The 17,788-nt window shown below is 43.7% G+C and carries 17 protein-coding genes and 1 tRNA gene; 8 read left to right on the top strand and 10 right to left on the bottom strand.

Annotation, left to right across the window (positions count from 1 at the left end; translation table 11 throughout):
* Window positions 1-58 precede the first annotated feature (58 nt).
* The 3 genes from CES79_RS06760 (at window position 59) to CES79_RS06770 (ending at window position 3,701) form a co-directional block, all read left to right on the top strand.
* On the top strand, window positions 59-1,756 hold the full coding sequence (locus CES79_RS06760) for an MFS transporter (RefSeq protein WP_089136711.1): 1,698 nt from the start codon (window positions 59-61) through the stop codon (window positions 1,754-1,756).
* Between the two features lie 76 nt (window positions 1,757-1,832).
* Window positions 1,833-2,240, top strand: coding sequence for a hypothetical protein (locus tag CES79_RS06765; RefSeq protein ID WP_054654306.1), 408 nt, complete (start codon window positions 1,833-1,835; stop codon window positions 2,238-2,240).
* 273 nt (window positions 2,241-2,513) lie between these two features.
* A complete protein-coding gene (locus CES79_RS06770) occupies window positions 2,514-3,701 on the top strand; it encodes an NADH-dependent flavin oxidoreductase (RefSeq protein WP_089136712.1) in 1,188 nt (395 codons plus the stop codon).
* Window positions 3,702-3,784: 83 nt separating this feature from the next.
* On the opposite strand, the gene CES79_RS06775 is transcribed toward CES79_RS06770, so the two are convergent.
* Window positions 3,785-4,531 carry an SDR family NAD(P)-dependent oxidoreductase gene (locus CES79_RS06775; protein WP_054654307.1) on the bottom strand — a complete coding sequence of 249 codons (747 nt, stop codon included), beginning with the start codon at window positions 4,529-4,531 and terminating at the stop codon, window positions 3,785-3,787.
* Between the two features lie 102 nt (window positions 4,532-4,633).
* Here CES79_RS06775 and CES79_RS06780 point away from each other — a divergent pair, with 102 nt between their 5' ends.
* Window positions 4,634-5,077 (top strand): MarR family winged helix-turn-helix transcriptional regulator, encoded by a 444-nt coding sequence (locus tag CES79_RS06780; protein ID WP_054654309.1) that lies wholly within the window; start codon window positions 4,634-4,636, stop codon window positions 5,075-5,077.
* A gap of 257 nt (window positions 5,078-5,334) precedes the next feature.
* Here the strand turns inward: CES79_RS06780 and CES79_RS06785 are convergent, their stop codons facing one another.
* A complete protein-coding gene (locus tag CES79_RS06785; protein WP_089136713.1) occupies window positions 5,335-5,862 on the bottom strand; it encodes a transcription repressor NadR in 528 nt (175 codons plus the stop codon).
* Window positions 5,863-6,053: 191 nt separating this feature from the next.
* Here CES79_RS06785 and CES79_RS06790 point away from each other — a divergent pair, with 191 nt between their 5' ends.
* Window positions 6,054-7,466, top strand: a complete 1,413-nt coding sequence (locus tag CES79_RS06790) for a nicotinate phosphoribosyltransferase (RefSeq protein WP_054654311.1) — start codon at window positions 6,054-6,056, stop codon at window positions 7,464-7,466.
* A 194-nt stretch (window positions 7,467-7,660) separates the two neighbouring features.
* On the opposite strand, the gene CES79_RS06795 is transcribed toward CES79_RS06790, so the two are convergent.
* Entirely contained in the window at window positions 7,661-8,800 is a 1,140-nt protein-coding gene (locus tag CES79_RS06795) for a D-alanyl-D-alanine carboxypeptidase (protein WP_089136714.1), read from the bottom strand.
* A gap of 465 nt (window positions 8,801-9,265) precedes the next feature.
* On the opposite strand from CES79_RS06795, the gene CES79_RS06800 reads away from it, so the two are divergent.
* Window positions 9,266-9,862 (top strand): hypothetical protein, encoded by a 597-nt coding sequence (locus CES79_RS06800; protein WP_089136715.1) that lies wholly within the window; start codon window positions 9,266-9,268, stop codon window positions 9,860-9,862.
* A gap of 488 nt (window positions 9,863-10,350) precedes the next feature.
* Here CES79_RS06800 and CES79_RS06805 read toward each other — a convergent pair whose 3' ends face one another.
* A complete protein-coding gene (locus CES79_RS06805; protein ID WP_054654317.1) occupies window positions 10,351-10,608 on the bottom strand; it encodes a hypothetical protein in 258 nt (85 codons plus the stop codon).
* A 290-nt stretch (window positions 10,609-10,898) separates the two neighbouring features.
* On the opposite strand from CES79_RS06805, the gene CES79_RS06810 reads away from it, so the two are divergent.
* Window positions 10,899-12,278 (top strand): AAA family ATPase, encoded by a 1,380-nt coding sequence (locus CES79_RS06810; protein WP_089136716.1) that lies wholly within the window; start codon window positions 10,899-10,901, stop codon window positions 12,276-12,278.
* A gap of 230 nt (window positions 12,279-12,508) precedes the next feature.
* Here the strand turns inward: CES79_RS06810 and CES79_RS06815 are convergent, their stop codons facing one another.
* The 3 genes from CES79_RS06815 to CES79_RS06825 form a co-directional block, all read right to left on the bottom strand.
* The gene (locus CES79_RS06815; protein WP_089136717.1) at window positions 12,509-12,892 is read right to left on the bottom strand and encodes an ASCH domain-containing protein; all 384 of its coding nucleotides are present in this window, start codon (window positions 12,890-12,892) and stop codon (window positions 12,509-12,511) included.
* Between the two features lie 285 nt (window positions 12,893-13,177).
* A tRNA-Gly gene (locus tag CES79_RS06820) sits at window positions 13,178-13,248 on the bottom strand.
* Window positions 13,249-13,339: 91 nt separating this feature from the next.
* Window positions 13,340-13,555, bottom strand: coding sequence for a hypothetical protein (locus tag CES79_RS06825; RefSeq protein WP_054654322.1), 216 nt, complete (start codon window positions 13,553-13,555; stop codon window positions 13,340-13,342).
* A gap of 226 nt (window positions 13,556-13,781) precedes the next feature.
* Between CES79_RS06825 and CES79_RS06830 the strand changes: the two genes are divergently transcribed.
* The gene (locus tag CES79_RS06830; protein ID WP_089136718.1) at window positions 13,782-14,129 is read left to right on the top strand and encodes a DUF1516 family protein; all 348 of its coding nucleotides are present in this window, start codon (window positions 13,782-13,784) and stop codon (window positions 14,127-14,129) included.
* Between the two features lie 78 nt (window positions 14,130-14,207).
* Here the strand turns inward: CES79_RS06830 and CES79_RS06835 are convergent, their stop codons facing one another.
* From CES79_RS06835 to CES79_RS06845, 3 genes are read right to left on the bottom strand one after another with little or no spacing between them, the layout of a single operon-like run.
* On the bottom strand, window positions 14,208-14,918 hold the full coding sequence (locus CES79_RS06835; protein ID WP_054654323.1) for an aspartate/glutamate racemase family protein: 711 nt from the start codon (window positions 14,916-14,918) through the stop codon (window positions 14,208-14,210).
* A gap of 5 nt (window positions 14,919-14,923) precedes the next feature.
* Window positions 14,924-16,177, bottom strand: coding sequence for a carboxylate--amine ligase (locus CES79_RS06840; RefSeq protein ID WP_089136719.1), 1,254 nt, complete (start codon window positions 16,175-16,177; stop codon window positions 14,924-14,926).
* A 3-nt stretch (window positions 16,178-16,180) separates the two neighbouring features.
* Complete coding sequence (locus tag CES79_RS06845) at window positions 16,181-17,716, bottom strand: UDP-N-acetylmuramoyl-L-alanyl-D-glutamate--2,6-diaminopimelate ligase (protein WP_089136720.1); 1,536 nt, start codon at window positions 17,714-17,716, stop codon at window positions 16,181-16,183.
* Window positions 17,717-17,788: the final 72 nt, after the last annotated feature.

The raw sequence follows: 17,788 nt of genomic DNA on the forward strand, positions 1-17,788 counted from the left end.
TTAGTCGATGTTATGCTTCCAAAGCAACCTTTTTTGAAGTACAGGAGGTAATTGATTAATGAAAAAACGTTGGCTAGTCGTCTGGACAATGGCGATTGGCATTTTCTTATGTATGTTAGATACAACTATTATGAATATTGCGTTACCCGCAATTCAATCTGGTCTTCACGTCAGCTTGAATTCATTGACTTGGGCACTGAACATTTACACCATTTTATTTGCAGTTTTGACCATTCCACTAGGTCAAATTGCTGATCAATTTGGTCGTAACCGCGTTTACTTGATTGGTTTAGCCCTCTTCGTGACTGGCTCGATAATTTCAGCAGGTGCACCAGTAGTCTGGGCATTGGTCATTGGTCGAGCCGTTCAATCACTTGGTGCTGCCGTTGTCTTTCCATCTAGTATGACCATTGGATTAGGCGCTACTGAATTAAAAGACCGTTCAGTGACGTTAACCATTCTTGGAATGACACAAGGTCTGGCTGCCACATTAGGCCCCTCAGTTGGTGGTGTTTTAACCACTTTTCTGGGCTGGCGCTGGGTATTTTGGATCAACGTCCCGTTAGGATTAATCGCGGTGGGGCTTTGTATATGGCTACTACCAATGACTGCACCGAAACACGAAACCAAACAAAATGTTGATATGCTAGGTATGTTCATTGCGATGATCATGTTGTTTAGCTTGACGCTTGGGTTGATTTACGGTCGTTCAATTGGCTGGAAAAATCCCAAAATTTGGCTATTATTTGTTGTGTTTGCCATTAGCATGCTGATCTTTGTTTTCGTTGAACGGCGAGCATCCCATCCGATGGTGCCTTTAGAGCTATTTAGCAGTCGTCAGTTTAGTGGCGCAACCTTAGCTTCAATCATTGCTCAAATGCTGATTGTGGGCGTCAGTGTGATTTTACCGACATTCCTGACTAACGTTCAAGACCACACGGAACTAGTAGCAGCGCTTTTAATTACACCAATGTCTGTGATGACCTTCTTAATGGCCCCAATTAGTGGCAGATTACTGGGCCGGCTGGGACCAAGAATGATGGTCTTTACTGGCATGGGGACACTGGCGGCAGGTTATGCGGTATTGTCGGTAATGGATCCTAATCAATACTGGCAGTTAATTATCGGTTGCAGCATTGTGGGTGCTGGATTCGGCATTATTGCTGGTCCCATCATGATTTTGGGTGCATCGAACTTTACTGGCGAAATGCTGACCGCTTCTCAGAGTGTCCTGGGGGTCATTAAGCAGGTTGGTACATTATTGGCCGTGGCCATTTTTGTGTCGGCATTAACAGCCAATATCCAATCCGCCAAAAAACAAGCGGTAAAAGATACCATAAGCTATAGCAAGACCTTGAAACTGCCAACTAGTGTTCGAGCTCATTTCGTTGATCAGGCAACCCAAACGATTCAGGAAGGTGGTGACTCAGGTAAAACTGCCATGGTCAATGGTACGCAAAGCGCTAAACAGATTGATATGATAGTTAAAACTGAATCGACGAAAGCCATTCAAAAAGCTGGTGGGTCACAGTTACCAGCCAGCGCACAAATTAAAATCAGACAAAAAGTTCGTCAACGTGTACTGCAACGAACGCAACAAATTCAGCATACGATGATTATCGCCTCACATCATATCAAAGGACACACTAAGAATCTAATTTCAAAATCATTTTTCCAAGCTTATTTGGCAGCATTGCCGATAGCCATTTTATCAATTAGCATCAGTCTTTGTTTTAAACGCAAACGGCAGATATAACTTCAAAAGTTAATTATCTGCTTGATTATCGATAATGGTATATTGAATATAACGAAGAATAAAAGGAAGTCTTTTTTTGAACTCAAACTTAAAATTTCACCACATTGGCCGCCCCGTACCACTAACACAAATTAAAAATAATCCGGCAACTAAATATAGCCCGCTTTGGGATATGTATTCGCTAGACGAAGCTAATCTCCTCACGATTCCGGTAGAACTGCACGCTTTCGGGCCAAAATGTACTTTGGATTCTCGGATTCAGACTGAACCACACGTGGCCTTCACCACAGATGATATTGAATCCGCATTGAAAAAAGAAACCATCATCATGCCACTTTACCAGCCTTTCGCTGGTTATCAATGTGCCATGATACTAGTCAATGGGCAACCAATCGAATTGATTGAAGCGACCCTCAGTGAATCCGAAATTTGGGGCGATGGTATCTTTAAAGATAGTATTCTCTACCCCGACCACAAGGCTTAAATATCAACAAACCGGGATCAAAAACTCCTAAAACACCAATACTAGGTTCTAAATTAACCGAATTTTTCGGCAATTAATTTTCTTTAATATGAAATTTTTTACGGCGGATTGATCCTTTAACACCGAATATATCAAGCAAAACGCCCTTGTTAGTCTAATGCCATGTTATAATAATCACAAAGTCATCTTATTCAATATAAGAGCTTTGACGTTATAACCTTTGTCAGTCAAATGATCGATTACAAGCTTCACAACAGAACGGAGGGCTATTAAATGTCATATTCATTTTTAAACACGTTCAAGTTTTTCAACAAGGATATTACGTTGAAAAATCGAGTTGTCATTCCCCCTTTAACCGAATGCATGGCGTTTCACGATGGTCATGTTACGACAGATGAGCTGAACTACTACCGCAAACATACTGGCGGTGTTGGCCTTTACATCACTGCCGTTGCCAACGTCAATGACGAAGGTAAAGGCTTTGAAGGTCAGCTGAGCGCTGCTGATGACAAGTTCATTCCAGACCTGCACCAACTGGCTTCAGCCATTCAGCAAAATGGCACTAAAGCCGTGTTACAAATTTTTAGTGCTGGTCGAATGAGCTCAACTGCGATACTAAGGGGCAAGCAACCCGTTAGTGCCAGCCCAATCGTGGCAGCTCGGGCAGGATCAGAACAGCCACGTGCATTATCCTCTGACGAAGTTAAGCAGACCATTGTTGACTTCGGTGAAGCCACTCGGCGGGCTATCCAGGCCGGTTTTGACGGCGTGGAAATTCACGGTGCCAATACCTATTTGATCCAACAGTTCTTCTCCCCTAATTCAAATCAACGCACCGACGAATGGGGCGGCACCTTTGAAAAACGGATGAAATTCCCGCTAGCAGTGATTAAAAAAGTTAATGAAACCGTTGATAAATACGCTGATCGGCCATTTATCGTGGGCTACCGAATTTCACCTGAAGAAATCGAAAAACCAGGGATCACCTTTGATGACACCTTGAAATTTATCGACGTTTTAAAGGATCAGCCTATCGACTACCTGCACGTCTCAATGAGTGACGTTTGGCGGAAGTCGTTAACGGATAAGTCCATCACAACGCCCTTAAACGAAACCATCAAGCAACATCTGCAAGGTAAGGTACCAATGATCGTTGTTGGCGATGTTCAAACCCCTGAAGATGCTGCCAAGGCAACGGACGCTGGTTTTGACCTGGTCGCTCTTGGCCGGGAAAATATTCGCGAACCGCAGTGGATTCAAAAAGTAGAACATCACGATGAAGCTTCAATTCGTTACACGATTTCACTGGATGACCTAGATGAATTAGGTATCAAGCCACCATTCTTTGACATTATCCTGGCGCTGAGCGGTCCAGCTGGAATCCCCATTTCAACCCTTAAACAAACTGACCGCGAATCAGCTAATGAAGCCATTGATCATTTTCTCAGTGGCGGTAAATAGTTCTTCATAAGTCCGAAGCAAAAATCGGCGCGAAATCCAATTGGACTTCGCGCCGATTTTTATGATTCTAAGTAAAACTTTAATTACCAGGCAACTGTGCCGCCTTCTTGCGTAAAGGTCCCATTAGCGTCATTCTTGGGATCACTCGCCATTTCGATTCCACGACGAGCACCATCACTGACTGATTGGGCACCATGTTCTTCAAAGGACTTCTTGTCCACCAAATCAGTTGCAGTCATGCCGGGATCTACCGAGTTCACAGTGATACTGGTTTCTGCAAGTTCTTTGGCAAAGGATACCGTGATCCAGTTAACAGCGCTCTTAGAAGCGGAGTAACCAAATGAATTCAGGTGGTAGAATAATGAATCGGGGTTCATAGCAGCGGTTAATGAGCCCATTTCGCTGGAAACATTCAGGATCTTTCCAAATGGTGCTTTCTTCAATAATGGTAAAGCGGCTTGAATCATTGCGGTTGTCCCGAGAAAATTAGTATCGAAGACTTTTCGCAAAAACGCGAGCGAAGTTTCTGATGGCTTCTTTGGTGCCCCACCAGAAATACCGGCATTGTTAAACAGAATATTCAGGTAACCAAATTTCTTGTCAATCGTTGCCATAGCACTGTCAATCGTGCTTTGGTCCGTAATATCACAGTGAACTAGATCAACGGCGATTCCTTCAGCGCTTAAGGCTTCCTGGGTCTTTTTACCAGTTTCCATATCATAGGCACCGATAATAATGTGCTGACCCTTTTTGCCTAACTGTTCGGCATATTCACGGCCAAGCCCTTTTTCAGCGCCAGTAATTAAAGTAACAATTGTCTCTTTTGACATCGTACATTCCTCCGACTTTTTAGTTTAGCTTCACAAATTGCATTTAGATAGGCTAAATGCTACATTAAACTGTAACTACTAACATTCGAAAGAAGTGTTCCCATGCAAGACTCTATCAATTATCCGGCGACTACCGCCCTTTGGCGAATGATCAGCGGCTACCGGTCATTAGTCACCAAACAGCTGCGTCACGTTGGCATCTATCCCGGCCAAGAAAACATTCTGGTCGAACTGCTGAACTATGGCGAACTTTCACAAAATGACCTTGTCAAACGCATCGTTGTGAATCATTCGACGATTGCTAAATCGGTTTCGCGACTCGTTTCAGCTGGCTTGGCAACAACCACAAAATCAACCGCTGACGGCCGTATCACGTTAGTTTCTTTAACCAGCCATGGTCAGCTAGTGGCCAATCAGGTTAAACAGATCCTTGATCATGCGGAATTGACACTGTTAAAGGGCCTATCCAAAAGCGACCAGCAAACCTTCATTTCATTAGCCAGTCAAATCGGCAGTAATTTAGCAACTGAAACTGATGGTCAATAGATTTAGCAGCATGGCTGCTTAAGCACTATCGCCCACTTGATTCGCATCACGGAGCCAGTATCATGCTCATTCAATAACTTGCTGTGTCAAAAAAAGAGAAGCGCCCTGAAAGTTTTACAATTTTGCAACACTCTTTGTCTGTTGGTACTTACAATGTAGAGCTTATCACGAAAATATGTGGCTGGCAACACTTTTTATGTAGTTGGCAACACTTTTATATAGTCTGATAGAAGAACGCACCGGAACTCCTGAAATTATTACTTATCTGATTCCTGATGATCTTCATACAGGTAACCGGCTGCACGCAAAGTTGCCTGAATTGCAGCCAGTTGCACCGGTGTATCGTAAGCGATCGTATGGGTATGCACACCATCCGTGAGTTCCGATAATAAGTGCGCACTTTGCTGTTTCAGTTTGGCCACAAACAGGTTCACGTCACCAATATCTCTGATCTGTAAAGTTGCTTTGAGCTGGCCGTACAGTGGGTGATCGACCACCACGTCTTCGATCACCCCGCCTGCTTCAACAATTCGTCGCATCTCATCAGCAGTGTCATTGGGAAAATGCCGGCAGACCAGAACCGCTTCATGAGCCGCTTTTTTCTGATATTCATAGCCGCGCAAGGTTGCCACGATTGCTTCTCCCCCTGCCCTTAATAGGGAAACATCACCGACAATCGTTTGCCGGCTCACGTGAAACCTGTGGGCCAATTCACTGGCGCTGATGGGCAACTGACTCGTTGATAAAACTGATTGAATCTGTGACCGTCTTTCCGTACTTGTCAAGACACCATCTTCCTTTACAAAAATTACGATATACGCTTGTCGTTCCTCTATTATTTTACCAAACTAGGCGATTAATGGGAACGTCGATTTAAATTAGATTAAACCTTTTCGCTCAGGTATGCTAAGATATAGGCAATATTTCATGGGGTGTCAAGACACCAATTAAACATGAAAAGAATGGACGATCAGTAATGCTTAACCTTTCTTTATTAACCGATCTTTACGAATTTTCGATGGCCAATGGCTTTCAAAAGGATCTGCCCGATACCCGAGCAACCTTTGATATTTTCTTCCGGAAAGTGCCGGACCAAGGCAGCTTCGTCATCACTGCCGGACTTCAGCAAATTACCGAGGAACTGCCATTTTCATTTACAGCCGATGACATCGCTTATTTCCGCAGTCTTCATCTCTGGGACGAGGAATTTTTAAACTTCTTAGCCACCTTTAAATTCGATTGTCACTTACGAGCAATCCCTGAAGGCACCCCCGTTTTTCCACGGGAATCGTTAATGACTGTGGAAGGGCCAATTGCGCAGGCCCAGCTGTTAGAAACCCTGCTGTTGACCATCCTGAATCACGAGTCACTCATTGCAACCAAGGCTAGACGGATGACCTTCGCCGCTGGTAACCGGCCAATTATGGAATTTGGTGCGCGCCGGGCGCAAGGTCCTCAAAGTGCCATTTATGGCGCCCGGGCCGCAGTTATCGGCGGTGTTGCCAGCACATCCAACGTTTTAGCGGGCAAGTTATTTTCGATTCCAGTTGCCGGCACCATGGCCCACAGTTGGATCGAAGCTTATCCGGATGAACTAACCGCCTTTCGTCAGTGGGCGAAATATTATCCAGACAACAGTGCTCTGCTGGTCGATACCTATGATGTGCTGACCTCTGGTATTCCTAATGCCATTACCGTGTTCAAGGAATTACGCGCCAAGGGACACGAACCCGTGGGCATCCGCATCGATTCCGGTGACATTGCTTCGCTTGCGCGTCAAGCGAGAACCATGTTAGACGCAGCCGGCTTCCCTAAAGCTAAAATTACGATTTCGAACGCCTTAGACGAAAACATTATCGAATCGTTACTGCATCAAGGCGCACCAATCGATAACTTCGGGGTTGGTGAAAAATTAATCACCAGTGCTTCAGCACCCGTATTAAGTGGCGTTTATAAGTTAGCCGCTATCGAGCAAAACGGTCAGTTGATCCCGAAAATTAAAATCAGTGATAGTCGCGAAAAGGTCACCATTCCTGGTCAAAAACAGATTTACCGGCTCTACCATCAAGGTACTCACGACGCCTTTGCTGACCTGATTGCCTTAGCTGACGAAGATGTGGTTGATCAGCACCACCTCGATGCCTTCGATAGTAATCCGCTCAGTGTCAGCAAAGTTCAAAAATTAACCGAATTTGATGCTCAGCCACTGTTAAAGCCAGTTGACTTGAAGCAAACTGCTGTTAGTCCGTTAGAGATTCAAAAATTCAGTAAACAATGCCTAGCTGAATTACCAGATGAAACTAAGCGGTTGACCAATCCGGATACTTACCACGTTTACATGACTACAAAATTAGCCAAAATGCAGGATGAGCTGATTAACGTTAACTAGGATATTTAAAGAAAACCTCAGGAATACTGAAGTGACGAGTACCCCCAAAGTTATTTCTAACTTTAGGGGTACTTTTTTCTGGGTCTACAATTTCTGGTATTGGCGACTCTCTCACGTTGTTTTTAGTTGTCACAATTCGGAGAAATTATAGTTCAACTTCTACCATGCATCAATTAAATGACGATTTTTCTATGTTATTCAGCTTTTCCAACTGCTAAACCGTACCAGGCCATCTTGCCATCTGGCGTTTGGCCACTTAGATTGGGAAGCTTAATGTTGTTGATATTGTAAATTCCCAGCTTGTAGTCAGACATTGAATCTCGCTTGGTCTGAGTGTAACCGGCCTCATCCAGCAACTTCTTGACACCGGCGATTTTGGTATCGTTTGACGCATTACGATTGTCATAGAGATACTCGGATACCTGACTAAAACCAACAATTTGCTTGTAGCCCTGAGTTGAAATTCCTTCACCAAAATCGTCGTCACCATCGACAGGTGTCTTGTCAGCATAGTTGTTAGCCGCAATTTGGGACATACCCAGATCAACTGGTGTGTTTGGGAACAGCGCCATGATTGAACGGGTCAGCTTCTGGTAATTACTGTCTTTGATATATTCTAGGTAATCCGCGGTGGTGGTGAAATCATCCGGGTAGACCATATCCGTGTTAGCGTGGTTGGTGGTCTTACCGGGTACTAATAAGCTAGAAGCAACGTAACCCGACACGACACCCTTCTTAGTTTGAACGTCTACGTATGAATACCAAGTCTGCTTACCGTCATGCTTCATGCGCACTGAGTGGCGCTTCTGAAAAGATTGGTTAGTGTAGTCTTTCAAGTTCAAACGAACCTTTGTATGTGACCAATCCCACAGATAAACGTTTTTGTTAGCATTGGCAACGTGGAAAAATCCGCCAGCATAAGTCGGTTGACCGTATCGCTTGCTAGTGACCTGGTAATGCTTGCTGTTATAGCCCTTAGACAGATAACCAGCCCAGACCCAGCCCCGTTTAGTCATCGGAAAGTTAGAGACCTGAACGTACTTCGATTTGCCCTTGTAACCCGTTGCCAGCTGGTACCACGTGTAGCTAGAATAGTTCTTCAAGTTATACAGTTTCTGAGAGTGCATGTCGTTCCACATGTAAGCCGACTTTTTGGTCGATTTCAAGTGATATGGAGTGACCTTGGTATACTCGTTATTGAAGAAAGTCCCGTCTTCCGTCACGTTCTTAAACGCTGTCTTTTGAGTGGCTGCATCAGCCGTTACTGCCGTTAGACCCAATAAGCCTAACGTAGCTGCGAAACCAGCTAATGCCGTTTTAAATTTCATTTGCAATTTAAGCCCTCCCCTAATTAAAGTCTTGAATAACCGCCATTAAAATTATTACATTAATGACTGAGATTATTGATGACTTGAGTATAGCAGATGTTAATTATCACAGACAATGATAGGTTAAAATTACCGTAACGTATTGGGCTGATAAGTAAGTCAGGTTGTTAAAAACTGGATTCCTGGTGGCCTGCAATACCGTTAATAAATGACTGGCTGCTTTGATGATCCAGGGCCGTTTAGTAACCATCAGCGATACCAGCACGATTCAAGAGCAGCCTGCCCACGGTAAAAATCATGGTATAGCTATGTAAAATGTTCAAAGAACTCAGCAATTTTGATCCATGATTTGCTGTGTATAGATAATTTCGATACATAAAATTGCGTCTGTTTAAGATAACCCTTTTTAATCCGTTATATTGGTATATAGCGTATACTAAAACTAAATTACCTAATTGGGAGGTACGTAACATGGCAAAAAGCCGTAAAATCTTTCATCCAAATAAAAAAGTTGACCGGCTCCTGCGGTCTATCAATAAATTTACCAATTCGATGACCAGTGACAATATCGATGACCCGATTACCCACGAACCCATCTTTGACATCCATTCTTTAGTCAGTGCCCGGCCCATTTTACTCAACGATATTCGCGTCATGGTCTTAAGCCTAATCGTTAAGGGCTACTACATTGGCAGTCTTACTGACGCGGAACCTGGCAATATTAACGTGGTTCAGATTCCCATGAACATTGTCAGTTTACCCCGCCATGCCGATGAAATTGACGATTTACCCGGCTTAAACCGCCAAATTACCAAATTAGACGAAGATTTGAAGACCATCACGTTTCAAGTCACCACCGCCAAAGTAGCCGACAAAACGGATAGTGCCGAATTCGGAAAAATCTGGTCAGCGGAATATCTAAAAATCATGACTAAAACTAATGAACTCTTGCAAGAAAATGTCCCCTTATGTGTTCAACAGGTACGCGAAAATGGCGATCTGACCGCTAATCCGTATCAGGTTTACGATACCAGTCATATCAATATTATTTTAGACCCGGAAAAGTAACCCGAGAAAATGCCTAAACTAACACCGTAGATACGGCTTAGCCAATCGGCGGTACAACAGCTCACTACTAGCATTTTGAAATCAGTTCTTAAATGGATACTCACTGATTATCAACGCGGTAGAAACACCGTTCGTATAAGTAATAGGCAAGGACTATACACCGGTCAGTTTCGCAAATGAAGCTGTGAGCGGTCGCTGGTATAGCAGTTAAACTTGGCAGCTTAAATAAATCTGAATACTGTAGCTCAATACTAAAGGATCAACCTTTCGGGCTGATCCTTTTTTGTGCTGTATTAGCAAAATATCTTCTATCAGCCTGCCAGTGATCTAGCAAGCTGCCGAGCTAACATTCTTGGGCACATCCAGGAATTTTAGTATTAAATTCGCCAAAGCGGACACGGGTATTTTTAATAATATGATATAAAATCACACTCTTCCGTTTTCCGGAAATGAACTGATCATAGCCAGCACCATAAAAAAACATCTTTCTAATCCAACTCAAAAACGGCATCCGCCGTATCCCAATCCTGCACCCAGTCTGAAACACTTTTACTGTCAAGATCACCGTCTACCATCCATTGAATTTCGTATAACTTGTTAGGGTCACCATCCAGCTTATACCCCTTACCATGGACGGTTTTAATCGTTTCACTGACACCCATTACGGTACTTTCAAAGATTTCATCGGTAGCGGGCTGGGTCACCACGTATTTAACACCATCAACGCTAACAATTGATTTTTTCATAATTACACACTCCTTTGATAGTCAATCTGCTTTTAAAACTAATTATACCCATATTCAAATCTGATTTTGAATCATTTTTAAAGCAATCATTACACTTATTTACATGATAAATTATATAATATGAAAGTGGTTCTCAAAATGACTAAATTAACGTGAAACCTAACTTTGTTTATGTTTGAGAATCATTTTAAATTGTAACTGCAACCTATTACGGACAAAGATGATACTTCAGATATTGGTTATAAATCCGTAATGAGCACGTTTGTGGTTTAAGTAAAGAAGGTAAATACATGACCGAACAATTATCATTATTAAACGGCGCATCTGATTCAAGTAATGGCCAATCAGCCAACCGCTCCTTGAAAGACGTTCAGCCATTGGCTTATAGAATGCGCCCACGTAAAATTGAAGAAGTGATCGGTCAAACTGATTTAATCGGTGACGGCAAACCCATTTCAATGATGGTCGCTGCTAACACCCTGAGTTCGATGCTGTTATATGGACCGCCTGGCATTGGTAAAACCTCCATTGCACAGGCGTTAGCTGGCAGTACTAACCGACGATTTATCTACTTTAATGCCGCCAATGGAACCAAAGCTGACTTACAAAATGCGTTAGCCGTTGCCAAGACCGAACCGATCGTCTTATTTGTGGATGAAATTCACCGGTTAGACCATCCTAAAGTTGATCTGCTATTAGCATCCGTAGAAGATGGTTCCGTCACTCTAATTGGTGCGACGACTGAAAATCCGTTCATCAACCTACCGCCAGCTTTACGCAGCCGAATGGTTATTTACGAATTAAAACCATTGAACAAAGATGAAATTTTAGCCGGTTTAAAGCAAGCTTTAAAAGACACTGACCGCGGCTTAGGTAAATATGAAGCTGCTCAAAAGATTGATGAATCCAAATTAATTTATTTAGCTGACCGTACCAATGGCGATCTACGCTTGGCCTTATCCTCTCTGGAAATCTTAGTGAAGTCCGGTGCGCCATTTGATGAACAACACATTGATGCCACATTAGGCGCTGGTGCTTCAAAAATCGATAACGGTGAGGACGGCCATTACGATACAATTGCCTGGTATTGCGAAGCCATTAAAAGTTCTGATGTGAACGCCGCCCTATTAGCATTGGGTGTGCTGCTGAACGGCAACGATATGGAATCCGCTATTCGCCGGATTGAAGTCGGCCTGTTTGAAGACATCGGTGTGGCTAACATTGACCTCTGGACACCCGTCATCGATGCTCTGCAAGTGGCCAGAGATGTAGGCTTGCCGAAAGCCCAATCGGTTTTATCCGCTGTGACCGTGGCAATGTGTCTATCGCCCAAAGCCAACGCTTCGACTAAAGCCATTGAATTTGCCCGCGAAGACGCAGCGAAGGATGACTGGCGACAGCCTGACATGACCCGTGACATGCACTACAAAGGCGCGCTTAGTTTAGGCCATGGTGTGGGTTTTGTCTCAGCCCATCAATTTCCAGAACATTTTTGGGGTAAGGGTTTGATGCCCAAAGGGATGGAAAATAAAACCTACTATCGACCAGATACGAAAGCTGAAGCGAAATATCGTCAGATCAATGATGGTTTACGCGCGAAGATGTATCCGAACGTGCCGAAAACGAAACCTTTGTCGGCGGATGAACGGGGCTGTGAACCGAAGAAGTAATGTAATGATTGTTTATATAATAAGTTGAAACCGAATCGTTTTTGTTTGTCTAGATAGCTGGCTGTCGCTCCAAAGTTGTTTGGTTATGATCTGCTTAATATAACTTGCTTGATAGCAGAATATTTACTGATATACAAATATACATAGGAAGGGGGAGGCCATACAGCCTCCCCCTTCCTATGTATATTTTTTAATGTATCAAAGTAGTCGCAAAATTACCCAATGCAGAATCAATAGCGTATTGGTATCAAATACTTTTGGGCAAACGCCTTAATAACCTCTTCACTGGGGTTATTTTCATCATCGACTTCAGGATGGTACTTGATCAAGCTATCATCAACGTTAAATAGCCGTTGCCGCCCTTTAACCGGGAATGGTTCAATCGCTCGCAGGTGGTCAAGTTGCCATGCATACTGATGATCACCCAACTTTTTTACGTCTTTAAGCCGTACCACTACTAGCGCGTGCCCAGGTATAGTTTTAGGTATTTTATGTGCTGTAGCACAAATCAACAGATCACCACGGTACTTAGTGGGCCAAGATCGATATTCAATGGTTTTATCACCGCTCAAAACATCAAGCGCGTAGTCTGAGCGTAACGACAAAGCTTTCATAACTTCACTTCATTCCATAATAGTATTTACATGGTTAATCTTGCCAGATGTTTGAATGTACATCAACGATTTAGAAGAAAAATATTGTCATACGTTTAAAATTCAATCTAATTTATCCAAATATCACTACATAAAAACTACCGGACGACTGACGTTCAAACCCAAACATTACAGCTAGTCAATCAGAAATTGTGCTATTGGTACTTTTCTAAATTTACTTCATTATAATTAAATATCAAAAAAGCCAACCCTCTCAGGTCAGCTTTGCACCGCATTGTTTTCTTAAGCGGGTAACGGGAATCGGACCCGCGACTCAAGCTTGGGAAGCTTGGATTTTACCACTAAACTATACCCGCACAACACTAACTATATTATCATACTAGGCGCATTTTGTCAGCATCATTTGCATAAAAATGAACTTTTCTGAAATAGCTAGCTGTAATCTGGTTACTCTGCCTTTGCTTTAACTGGTTTGGCGTCCTCTTTACGCACAATTGCGCGGTTGTTGAGTTCACCGACCAGAATACGATCTTCATCGTCAAATGATAAAATATGAATTAAAACCGAGTTTTCATAAACCTTCTCGATTTCACCTTCAAAGTCGTGTACGAAAGAGCCAAATTTAGTGCCCTGTACGTAATCACCGATTTTATGTTCAGCCATGAGTTATTCTCCTCCACTTCGCATGATGAAAAAGATAATAACAAATATCTTTAGGAAATACAAGTCTTAACACCACATTCGTTGAACTTTATAGGGAAATATAACTTTACTTAAAATTTCTAAATGGCAGTACGTTTCACGCTCTCAGCGTGATAGACTTAAGATAACAGTTTAATAACGGCATGAATACTAATATGCACCTAATTTTACGCAAGGACGTGATCACATGTGGCTCAGCATTTACTTTGTCAGTTTGATACTCCTCATTCCCATAACCATCATCGGGCTTAATCGAACATCCGAAAAACGCATCGCCCAGTTCCTCATTTTAGACCGCATCGTCTATCTCATCATGGCAACTGGCATGGTGGTCCTAATGATCCGTACCTTCCACCACGCGCCACTGTTAGTCTCCTTAAAGGGCATACTGGCAGTGTTAGTCATTATCATTATTGAAATAGCATTCGGTCATAAACAAGAACATTCGCTATCCATTGCCTGGAGCGTTGGCATCACCATCTTGGTCCTCATCACGGCTGCAGTTAGCGTTTTGTTGACACTGCATTCGATATAAATCATTGCATACTAAAAGAGTGAATTTCCATAATCGGAAATTCACTCTTTTTTGTCATTGAATCAAGCTAGCTCACACTCACTGTTTTTGCGTCTTCAAAGCCAGTTCCAATGACCGGTCAACCAAAATCGATTGACTATCGATCATCGGCTTATCGGTGACTGGTTCACGGTCCTGCGCCAGTGACAGTTCAGTGCAGCCAAGCACTAAAGCATCACAGCCAGTCTCGTCAAATATCTGCTGAACCAACCCATGATAGAGCTTGCGGTCAACGTGGTTGTTTTCCTTGATGTTATCGTAGATCAGCTGATTCGTCTGGTCTTGTACGGAGCGACTGGGTGCCAAAAATTCATAGCCGGCAGCCTTGATTTCTTGATCGTAAATATGATCAAAAATCGTCCCTTCAGTGGCAATCAGACCAATCTTGTGCGCGTTGGGATACTTAGTCTTGATCTCTTTAACCGCTTCACGTGGCATGTGCAGGATGGGAATATCAGTCACCGCCTGCATTTCATCATAGAAGTAATGTGCCGTGTTACATGGTAACGCAAAGAAATCTGGCCCTAATTTACTCTGATCCTTAATGTCTGCCACTAAGGGTGTCAATGGATTGGGCTGACTGTGATCCTTAATGTAAGCCGTTCGGTCAGGCACCGTTGAGTGGTTGACCAAGATGTAGTTCAAATAATCCTGGTCACGGTTCGCAGGTGTCCGTTCGTTCAGCTGGTGGATATAGGTTTCGGTAGCTTCCGTGCCCATCCCGCCAATAATCGTAAAGAAGTGTTTCATTGTACTCACCCTTTGTTTTCAGCGAAGTACCGGTCGAAGTTCTTCGTGTAGTTATGATTCATCCACTTGATCAACGCCCAGCGCTTCAAGTTCATATCTTCTGAGTAATGATACGTTGTGCCATAACGGCCCGCGCGAATCAGTTCTAGCGCGTGGTCTTTGTCGGCGTTTTCGCGAGCGTACTTTTTGAAGACCTTCACGGGAACTCCTAACCAAAGCGCGTGCTTGGATTCGTCCTTGTTACCGTACACTGTGGGCTGGTCAACTAGATCTTGCTTCACGTAGTCTTTGACGACCCAGTCAGCCAGATTATAGCCATTCAGCGTCACGAAGAAACTGCTGCGGCCCTGGCGCAAGTTAATTTCAAATAATTTGAACGTATCGTCACGACTATCATACTTCATATCAAAGTTAGCGTAGCCGGTGAACTTAATTTTTTCCAAGAAGTCTTGAATCTGCTTGTAGATTTTTTCGTTATACTCCGGCAAAATGGCGACGTAGTTACCAATAGCGGATGGTGCTGGATCTTCCAGTAAGGGATGGCCAAGACACATCATCTTAACGTGATGGTGCTGATCAACGTAGGCGTTTAACACGCGCATGTTGCTGTCATCGCCAGGAATGAAGTCCTGCAAAATAAAGTCGGACTTGTAGCCGTTAGAATAAGCTGCATTCAGCACCTTGTCGAATTCTTCTCGGGATTGGATCCGGAAGGCTTTTTTCCGGCCTTCAAAATGCACGTCGAGCCATTCCACACTGTTAGCTGGCTTCAAGGCAACTGGATAGTCAAACGGCTGCTCAACTTGGTCCTGATTCTCATGATCAGCCTTGGAGATCGTCCGAGTTGCGGGATACGGCAACTTGTACTTGTCACAGACTTCATAGAAGCGTTCCTTGTTGTTCAAGTGCTTCAACATATCGTAGTCGATATATGGGCAAACGAACACATCAGAAAGTTCATCCTTGTGCTTGGCAATCAGTTCAGCATAACCGTCACCACAGCCAATCAAAATGACGGGTTCTTTGTGGTCACGGTACCGTTCCTTGATTTTACGCATGGAATCGATCCAAATTGGATCTTCAGCAAAACCGGGGATCAGTTCCAAATCAACGATTTTCGTGTAGCGTGTTGGTGCCAACTGAATTGAAGCAATCGCCTTAACGGGCTGATGGTAAAGCTTGTAAAATGACCGTGCCATCCCGTAAACGTTAAAGTCGCTCCCCAGTAAAATCGGGGTAAATTTTGGTGTTTCTTGCATTTTCTAAAGTTCCTCCACAACCTGTTTGGCAATCGTCACGTCCGTTGGATAAGGCGTATCGACACCGTTAATTTTCTGGTAGGCGTCTTCGCCCTTCCCAGCTAGCACGACAATGTCGTCTTTAGTACTCATTTCAATCGCGGTTTTAATCGCCGTTGCGCGATCCATCACGAATTTAACCTGCACCCGATCATGATCGATGTGCGCGTCAATTTCTTGAGCAATCTTCTTTGGATCTTCAAACGCGGGATCGTCCGTCGTTAAAATGGCAATATTCGCTTTTTCACTCAGTGCCTTGCCAAATCCTGCGCGACGAGAAACGCCTTTGTTACCAGTACTGCCAACGACCACGATCACGCGGCCGGCATCCGTCTGCGCCTCCAAAAAGGTCAACAGGGCTTTCAAACTAGCGTAATTATGCGCGTAGTCGATGTAAATTGTCCCGTGGTTCTTGCTGGTGACCATTTCCATCCGGCCAGGCACGTGAACGCCAATCAACGCGGTTTTAGCATCCTCGTAGCTGGCACCAGCAATGGCGCTGGCCATGATGGAACTTACCGCGTTAGATTCGTTAAAGTCACCGGCAATGTGCAGTTCATAGCTGCCATCGATTGAAAGTGCCTTCCCCTTGTCAGACTGTGCCGACACTTTAAAATCACTTTGGTGCAAAGTTTCGTTGGTGTTCTTAAAGGTCACGTCCAAGTCCAAAGGCAGCTGAACCTTAGCACCTTCACGCGCGTACAGATAAATATTTTCTGGCTGGGTCGTTGTTTTCGCTGCGTAATAGATATCAGCTAAATGATCCGTTTCGGCGTTAATAATGCATTTGTCAGAGTTGACTAACAACTGCTCTTTACAATGTAAGTAATCCGCAAAGGTTGGGTGTTCATTTTCACCGATATGGTCTGGTGTAATGTTGAGGAAGATCCCCACGTTATACCGCAGACCATAGACCCGGTTTTTCTTGTAAGCCTGTGATGAGACTTCCATTACCAAATGGGTCATCCCGTTATCCACCGCGTGGCGCATGTCATGGAATAGGTCCAGTGATTCAGGCGTCGTTAAATGCGATTTGAAACGGTCTTCCGGTGCGTTACCCACGATACGGTCAATGGTTGAAAATAGTGCTACCCGGTCGTGGGTGTGCTGCCGTTCGATACCGTATGTGAAATAAGAAGACGTGGTTTTCCCCTTGGTTCCGGTAAAAGCAATCACAAACAGGTCATTTTGCGGATAGTCGTAAAAGGCAGCGCCCAGTATCGACATCGCTTTTTGAATATCGCTAACAAGGATGGCGGTCATCCCTTCACCCTCGTTATAGCGCGTTTCAGAGACGTAAGCCGTAGCGCCCGCCCGTTTAGCATCCGCCAAATAAGCGGCTTTAAAATTACCCTTACAAAAAAACAGCGTATCCGGTTGAACCGTTTTTGAATTGTAAGTCACGTGTGAGAACTTTTGATCGTGTTCAGAAGTCGTCACAGCAGTTAATAAATCATGTTCCCGTAATAAAGTCACCACTTGGGTAATATCAAGTGACATGGCTAATTCATCTCCAATAATTGAGTCCTAGACTCTATTGTTTCACAATTTTATTCAAAAAGAAACCGACAT

The sequence above is a fragment of the Secundilactobacillus silagei JCM 19001 genome (genome assembly GCF_002217945.1).
Lineage (GTDB): Bacteria > Bacillota > Bacilli > Lactobacillales > Lactobacillaceae > Secundilactobacillus > Secundilactobacillus silagei.